Origin of the sequence: Phenylobacterium aquaticum (genome assembly GCF_947378715.1) — a bacterium.
In the GTDB taxonomy this organism is placed as follows: Bacteria; Pseudomonadota; Alphaproteobacteria; order Caulobacterales; family Caulobacteraceae; genus Phenylobacterium; species Phenylobacterium aquaticum_A.
Map to the genome: position 1 here is coordinate 1 of NZ_CANCLE010000201.1, position 6,375 is coordinate 6,375.

Sequence of the window (6,375 nt, forward strand, 5' to 3'; positions counted from 1 at the left end):
GGTGCAGGCCGGGCGGACGCCCTCGAACCATTCCCCATGCACGTCGGCGGCTTCGCGCCAGCGGGTGATGTCGGTCAGCATCATGCGGGTGCGGATCACGTCCTTGCGGCTGGCCCCGGCCTCGGTCAGCGCCGCCTCGGCGATCTCGAAACAGCGCCGCGTCTGACCGGCCACGTCGCCGGGACAGGCGGTCCCGCCGCCCGGGGCGATCGGCGCGGTTCCGGCCACCACCACATAGGGGCCCGCCCGCACGGCGCGGGAGAACCCGATCACCGGCTCCAGCGGAGACCCCGAACTGACCAGCTTGCGCATGCGCGTCTCCCCCAGGACCCAGGCCGCAGCGGCTAGCAGAGGGCCCATCTGGGGTCGAGTCCCAAGCGCCCATAGCGCGCTTCCCCCGCCGCCGGCGCCGCTATAGGGTCCCCGCGGCCCGCGGCAACGCGCGCCTGCCCATTTCTCCGACGACGGACGCCGCCTCTTGAGTTCGACAGGCCCAGCCGCGGACGGCCCGACCCTCGCCGCCATTCTCCAGGCCCTGGAGCCGAGGCGCCCCGCCAAGGGTCCCTTCGTGCTGGGGATCACCGGGGCGGTCGCCGCCGGCAAGAGCGTGTTCGCCGGCCAGCTCTCCCGCGCGCTCTCCGCCTCCGGCGCCAAGACGCAGATCGTCCACACCGACGGCTTCCTGATGACCAACACCCGGCTGGCGGAGCTGGGCCTCACCGACCGCAAGGGCTTCCCGGAAAGCTATGACCATACGGCCCTCGCCGCCGCGCTCACCGCCATCCGCACCGGCCCGGCGACGTTCCCGGCCTATTCCCACACCACCTATGACGTCGATCCGGCCCTGGCCCGGCGCCTCGATCCGCCCGACGTGCTGATCATCGAGGGCCTGGCCCTGCGCCGCCCCGAGACCGGACCGGCCAGCCTGCTCGACGCCCTGATCTATATCGACGCCGAGGAGACCGACCTCGAGGCCTGGTACGTCGAGCGCTTCCTGCGGTTCTGGGAGGCGGCCGAGGACGACCCCGGCTCGTTCTACGCCCGCTTCCGCCACATGGACCAACCGGCGGTGATCCAGCTGGCCCGCATGGTCTGGACCGAGGTCAATCTGAAGAACCTGCGCGAGCATATCGTCGCCGCCCGCCCCCTCGCCGACCTGGTGGTGCGCAAGGGGCCCGACCATGCCGTCGTGGGTGTCGCGCCCAACCCCCAAGCCGCGTCATGACCGCTGCATGACCGCCGCTAGAAGGACCCCGTCCATGTCCCGCATCCGCCTGGCGCTCGCCGCCGTCGCCGCGACCCTGATCGCGACCTCGGCGCTCGCCGCCCCGCCCGCCGACCTGCCGGCCGCCATCTTCACCGACCCGCCGGCCGACGCCGCCCACCCGGCCCGCATGGAGGTGCTGCACATCCCCAGCCACGGGGTGGAGATCAACGGCGTCGCCTATCTGGCCGCCGGCCCCGGCCCGCACCCGACGGTGGTGCTGTTCCACGGCCTGCCCGGCAATGAGAAGAACCTCGACCTCGCCCAGGCCATCCGCCGGGCCGGCTGGCACGCGGTGACCTTCAACTATCGCGGCGCGTGGGGCAGCCCCGGGGTGTTCCGCTTCCGCCAGAACCTCGAGGACGCCGACGCGACCCTGGCCTATATCCGCACCCCCGCCGTCGCCGCGAAGCTGGGGATCGACACCGGCAGGCTGGTGATCCTCGGCCACAGCATGGGTGGCTGGGTGGTCATCAACACCGCCGCCCATGACCATGGGCTGGCCGGCCTCGTCACCTATTCCGCCGCCGACATGGGCGACCGGGCGGGCGCGTCGCACGCCGCCCTCGCCGCCGCCATGGCCAACAACAAGGAGGCCCTGGCCGGCGTCACCGCCGACAGCATGGCCGACGACATCGCCACCCTGGGCGACACATCCTTCGCCAAGGCCGCGCCGGGGCTGAAGAATATCCCCTATCTGGACCTGACCTCCGACGACGGCCTGGCGGCCTCGGACGAAGCCCTGGCTGCGGCCATCAGGGCTGAGGGCGGGACGAAGGTCAGCCTCGGCCACGCGGCGACGGATCACGGCTGGTCCAGCCACCGCATCGACCTGGAAGCCCGGGTCATCACCTGGCTGCAGGCCCTGAAGTGAGCGTCCGCCTCTGGATCTCCACCCTGTTCGACCCGGTCTATCGCTGCGGCGGCTGGGCCTATGTGCGGGCCAGCGGCGCCGACCTGACCGGCCAGGCCGGCGGCCAGCGCCAGACCACCGCGGGCGGCCTCGCCCCCCTGGCGCTCGCCGCAGCCCTGGCCGACCTCGACCCCAAGGCGGCCCTGACCCTCCATGCCTCCCCGGCCGTGCGCGCCGTGCTGGCCGCCCTGCCCGCCCATGTGGCCGCCGGCTGGCGCACCCCCGACAATGAGCCGGTCCCCGACGCCGAGCTGTGGAAACTGCTGCTGCCCAAGCTCGGCGCCCGGCCCCTGACCCTGCTCCCCGCGCCCGAAGGCAAGCTCAACCCCACAGCCTTCGCCGTCGCCTGGGCCGAGCTTGGCCGCGACAAGGCCAAGGCCTCGGGCAAGCCTTTCGCCTCGGCCATTCCGAAGACCAACCTGGCGAAAGTGAAGGGGCTCTAGTTCCGCGCCACGGGCACAGCGACCTCGTTGCGGCGGAAGCCGGGTAGGGTCCAGGGCGGATCATAGAACCAGGCCACGGGCGCGCCGGTCGCATGCCAGCCCGCGCTCGCCTGGGCCAGAGCGGCCTTCAGGGCCTCGGTCTTGGCCGCCACCGCCTTGGCGTCGGTCGAGCCCGAGAAGCGCAGCACGGCATAGTCCTGGGCCGGCAGGTCGACGATGCGCACCGCCGGGTCGCGCGGCGCGGGCAGGGTCGCGCGGGTGTATTGCGCGGGCATGGTGAACTGCACGGTCCAGGTCCCGCCGGGCCCGGCGGTCTGGGCCACCGGCGCGGTCATGGCGATCTTCTGCGACGCCTGGGCGACCGGGGCGGTCATGGCGATGGAGCGCTTGGCGACATTGCCGCCGAAGATATAACCCGCCACCTTGCGGAAGCCGGCGTTGCGGGCCTGTTCCTCTGTTCCGCCGGCCGAGGCCTCGGCCGCCAGCCTGGGGCCGTAGCGGCGGATCTCCACCGCGCCCACATGACCGGTCACCTGATATTTGGGCTGCTCGACCGCCGCCTGTGCGGCGCCTGCGCCGAACACGGCCAGTCCGGCCCCGATGATCGCCGCCGTCTTCATGATTACCTCCCCCGTGCGTCACCCGATGGGCGCTGTGCTGGCGGATATACGGATCGGCAAGGGTGAAGGTTGCGCGAGGCCCTACCCCCGCGGATACAGGATGATCTGGGTGCACCTGAACGCGGCCATCAGCTTGCCGGTGGCGGCGTCCTCGACGCGGGCGTCCCAGACCTGGGTGGTGCGCCCGCCATGCAGCAGGCTGGCCACGCAGACCACCGCCCCCTCGCGCAGGGTGCCGACGAAATTGCACTTCACCTCCGCCGTGGTGAAGCCCGACGCCCCCTCCGGCCAGGCGGTGGAGACCCCATAGGCGCAGAGGATGTCGGCCACCGACAGCACCGCCCCGGCCAGCAGGAAGCCGGTATGGGCCACCAACTCGGTCCGCACATCGAACCGCCCCACGACCCGGCCCTCGGCGACCTCGGTGATCACCAGGCCGATATGCTCCGGCAACTTGCCGATATTGGCGCGGTTCAGGTCTTCGACGCTGGTCCGGTTCACGGTCGCGGCCATGGGGACTCCTCCTCGATCAGGGGCGCAAAGGTCGGGGATTTCGCGGGGAAGGCAAGGCCAAGTCGCCGTCGTCGGTGGGTGCGCGCCGCGCACGGATCGCAGAACGCCTCCTTCGCCCGCAAGGGGAGAAGGATCTCAGGGGCGCCGGTCCTCCATGTCCCACCCCTTGGGCGCCAGCCGGGCCATCTCCCGGCGCAGGTGGATGAACCACCGCTTCTCGCGGCGCCGGTCGCGTCGGGTCAGGCGCTCGAACAGGGCGGTGACCTGATCCTCCAGTCCGTCGCGCTGCGCGCCCCGCGCATGGCTATAGAGCTCGGCGAAGTCGGGATGGGCGTGCAGCCAGTTATAGACCGTGCCGATCGACGGCTGGTCCGGATCGCGGCAGATGGCCGTCAGGCTCTCGCCCAGCACGATGCGCCGGCAGATCTCGCTCGCCCGCGCCTTGGAATAGCTGTGGTTCCAGGCCGGCCGCGTCCAGGTCCACTTCCGCGCCGCCGCCGCTGCGGCCTTTCGCTCGCTTAGCGCCGCCGCCCGCGCCCGCCGCGCCGTCTGTCGGGCCAGGACCAGATCGCGCCCGAACTGCGGATAGATCCGCATCCAGCGATAGACCGTGCCGTAGCAGGGCATGCCGGGCTCGCGGCACACCCCCACCACACTCACCCCCGCCGCCACCCGCCGACAGACCTCGGCCCCGATCTGCGGCGTGAACATCGATTCAAAGCGCGGCGCCACGCCCGGGCGGCGCGGCTGGTAGTCGGAAAGGGGCATGGGGGCTCATCCGCCGTGAACGGGGATGAGAACAATAGCGGAACATTGGAGATTTGGCGAGGCGAAGCTGCGCCCCGCTCGCCCCCGCAGCCCCTAGGGCTTGGCGTCCTTGACCGCGTCCTTCAGATCGCCGACCGCCGATTTCACCCCGCCGACGACCTGATCCTTCTGGCCCTCGCGCTGCAGGTGCTTGTCGCCGGTGACATCGCCAACGGCGGACTCGATCTTGCCCGAGGTCTTCTGAGCATGGCCGGAGTCCCGGTCACAGGCCCCCAGGCTCATGAGGGCGACCAGGGCGATGGCGGCGGGAAGGCGGGTCAGGGACATGCGGCGAAGCTCCGTTTGGGGGCTTAACGCGTAGGCGGGGCTTAGGTTCGGGAGCCACGGCCTTGCCACCCGGGCGGGGCTCGGGTTCTATGGCCACGACCTGAGGTGGAATTCCGCATGCTGCCTATCTTCGCCGCCGCCATCGCGGCCCTGCCGCCCGGCGCGGCCGATATCAACCCCAAGGACTGGGACACCCGCCCCAGCGGTGACGAATTCGCCCGCATTTATCCAAGCAACGCGTCGGTTCACGGCCTGATGGGCCAAGCGACAATTGCTTGCATTGTCACCGACCGGGGAAATCTGACCGACTGCAAGGTCACGGAGGAATATCCGCGTTTCGAAGGCTTCGGACACGCCGCGCTGGAACTATCGACCCGATTTCGGCTGCGGATCGAACTTCCCTCAGAAGCGCCTAACGTCGGCCGATTGGCGACCATCCCTATCCGCTTTGCACTGCCCGGCAGCAATCTCTCCTCGAACCCTCAGATCGACGGCCCATTCGCCTGCTACGGCCAGATCACCCATGTGATCGCCCACGACCAACAAAATGGCGTGGCCTGGAAGGCGTCACTCTATTGGCTTGTTCAATTGGCCGCCGCTGTCGCGAACGCCCACGGCACGCCCGCCTCCGTCGACGGCGAAGCCAAGCGCGCCCGCGAGAGCGGCGAGGACGGAACCCTGAACGTTCCCGTTGGCTACGAACTCGCCACCTGCATGACCAAGGCGGGCGGCAAGTAGCCACCTAAGCCACTCCTGCCGAGCGCCCCAACCGGAGGCCCCAAATGACGCTTCGTCGCCAAATGAAGCTCCTCCGCATCGGCAGCGACCAAGCCGTCCGCATTCCCCGAGAGTTCGAGCTCCCCGGTGAGGAAGCGATCACGCACCGCTATGGAGACCGACTAATCATCGAACCGGCGCATCCCATGTCTCTGCTCGCCCTGCTGGCCGAACTGCCAACGCTCAACGAAGACTTCGACCCAATCGAGGACCCCGCGCCTGCGCCCGTGCAAATCCAACCGAGGCACCAGCCCCCCTGACAATCGAGAACGGGCAAGGCTAACGCCCCTCATCCACCGCTCCTTAACCCTTCCCCCCTCAACTCGGCCGCTGTAGGAACATATCCCGAACACGACGACTCGCAGGCGCCATGACCTCTGTCCGCATCCTCGGCCTTGACCCCGGCCTCCGCCGCACCGGCTGGGGGGTGATCGTGGCCGAGGGGTCCAGGCTCAGCCACGTGGCGCATGGGGTGATCGCGCCCAAGGACAGCCTGCCGTTCTCAGAGCGGCTGTTGATCCTGTTCGACGCCATCGAGGCGGTGATCGCCGCCCACAGCCCCGACGAGGCCGCGGTCGAGGAGACCTTCATGAACAACAACGCCGCCTCGGCCCTGAAGCTCGGCCATGCGCGGGCCATGGCCCTGGTGGCGCCGGCCCGGGCCGGGCTGGCGGTGGCGGAATATGCCGCGACCGTGGTCAAGAAATCCGTGGTCGGGACCGGCTCGGCCGACAAGGACCAGGTCGGCTA

Annotated in this window: 11 protein-coding genes; 6 read left to right on the forward strand and 5 right to left on the reverse strand. The window is 70.2% G+C overall.

The window, feature by feature from the left end; all coding sequences use genetic code 11:
* A partial coding sequence (locus Q7P21_RS18605) for a Rid family hydrolase (RefSeq protein ID WP_304179070.1) occupies positions 1 to 312 on the reverse strand: 312 nt, incomplete at its 3' end.
* A 166-nt stretch (positions 313 to 478) separates the two neighbouring features.
* Here Q7P21_RS18605 and Q7P21_RS18610 point away from each other — a divergent pair.
* The 3 genes from Q7P21_RS18610 to Q7P21_RS18620 are packed head-to-tail and all read left to right on the forward strand — an operon-like array spanning position 479 to position 2,620.
* Positions 479 to 1,225: a hypothetical protein gene (locus Q7P21_RS18610; RefSeq protein ID WP_304179084.1), complete on the forward strand. Its 747-nt coding sequence runs from the start codon at positions 479 to 481 to the stop codon at positions 1,223 to 1,225.
* 34 nt (positions 1,226 to 1,259) lie between these two features.
* A complete protein-coding gene (locus Q7P21_RS18615) occupies positions 1,260 to 2,138 on the forward strand; it encodes a S9 family peptidase (protein ID WP_304171744.1) in 879 nt (292 codons plus the stop codon).
* Positions 2,135 to 2,620, forward strand: coding sequence for a ribonuclease H (locus Q7P21_RS18620; RefSeq protein ID WP_304179098.1), 486 nt, complete (start codon positions 2,135 to 2,137; stop codon positions 2,618 to 2,620). Before Q7P21_RS18615 ends, Q7P21_RS18620 begins: the two co-directional genes overlap by 4 nt.
* Here Q7P21_RS18620 and Q7P21_RS18625 read toward each other — a convergent pair.
* The 4 genes from Q7P21_RS18625 to Q7P21_RS18640 form a co-directional block, all read right to left on the reverse strand.
* Complete coding sequence (locus Q7P21_RS18625) at positions 2,617 to 3,240, reverse strand: heme-binding protein (RefSeq protein WP_304171740.1); 624 nt, start codon at positions 3,238 to 3,240, stop codon at positions 2,617 to 2,619. The two genes, Q7P21_RS18620 and Q7P21_RS18625, sit on opposite strands and share 4 nt — an antisense overlap.
* A gap of 81 nt (positions 3,241 to 3,321) precedes the next feature.
* The gene (locus tag Q7P21_RS18630; protein WP_304179114.1) at positions 3,322 to 3,753 is read right to left on the reverse strand and encodes a PaaI family thioesterase; all 432 of its coding nucleotides are present in this window, start codon (positions 3,751 to 3,753) and stop codon (positions 3,322 to 3,324) included.
* Between the two features lie 135 nt (positions 3,754 to 3,888).
* Positions 3,889 to 4,521 (reverse strand): hypothetical protein, encoded by a 633-nt coding sequence (locus tag Q7P21_RS18635; RefSeq protein WP_304179126.1) that lies wholly within the window; start codon positions 4,519 to 4,521, stop codon positions 3,889 to 3,891.
* 93 nt (positions 4,522 to 4,614) lie between these two features.
* A complete protein-coding gene (locus Q7P21_RS18640) occupies positions 4,615 to 4,848 on the reverse strand; it encodes a CsbD family protein (protein WP_304179137.1) in 234 nt (77 codons plus the stop codon).
* A gap of 117 nt (positions 4,849 to 4,965) precedes the next feature.
* Here Q7P21_RS18640 and Q7P21_RS18645 point away from each other — a divergent pair, with 117 nt between their 5' ends.
* The 3 genes from Q7P21_RS18645 to ruvC form a co-directional block, all read left to right on the forward strand.
* Entirely contained in the window at positions 4,966 to 5,586 is a 621-nt protein-coding gene (locus tag Q7P21_RS18645) for a TonB family protein (RefSeq protein ID WP_304179149.1), read from the forward strand.
* Between the two features lie 44 nt (positions 5,587 to 5,630).
* A complete protein-coding gene (locus Q7P21_RS18650; RefSeq protein ID WP_304179159.1) occupies positions 5,631 to 5,885 on the forward strand; it encodes an antitoxin in 255 nt (84 codons plus the stop codon).
* A gap of 110 nt (positions 5,886 to 5,995) precedes the next feature.
* A partial coding sequence (gene ruvC / locus Q7P21_RS18655) for a crossover junction endodeoxyribonuclease RuvC (protein ID WP_304179170.1) occupies positions 5,996 to 6,375 on the forward strand: 380 nt, incomplete at its 3' end.

What these genes read in the sequence shown, in the direction of transcription:
- Q7P21_RS18615 (WP_304171744.1), top strand. Translation starts at nt 1,260, where the DNA reads ATGTCCCGCATCCGCCTGGCGCTCGCCGCCGTCGCCGCGACCCTGATC.
- Q7P21_RS18645 (WP_304179149.1), top strand. Translation starts at nt 4,966, where the DNA reads ATGCTGCCTATCTTCGCCGCCGCCATCGCGGCCCTGCCGCCCGGCGCG.
- Q7P21_RS18630 (WP_304179114.1), bottom strand. Translation starts at nt 3,753, where the DNA reads ATGGCCGCGACCGTGAACCGGACCAGCGTCGAAGACCTGAACCGCGCC.
- Q7P21_RS18625 (WP_304171740.1), bottom strand. Translation starts at nt 3,240, where the DNA reads ATGAAGACGGCGGCGATCATCGGGGCCGGACTGGCCGTGTTCGGCGCA.
- Q7P21_RS18640 (WP_304179137.1), bottom strand. Translation starts at nt 4,848, where the DNA reads ATGTCCCTGACCCGCCTTCCCGCCGCCATCGCCCTGGTCGCCCTCATG.
- Q7P21_RS18650 (WP_304179159.1), top strand. Translation starts at nt 5,631, where the DNA reads ATGACGCTTCGTCGCCAAATGAAGCTCCTCCGCATCGGCAGCGACCAA.
- Q7P21_RS18635 (WP_304179126.1), bottom strand. Translation starts at nt 4,521, where the DNA reads ATGCCCCTTTCCGACTACCAGCCGCGCCGCCCGGGCGTGGCGCCGCGC.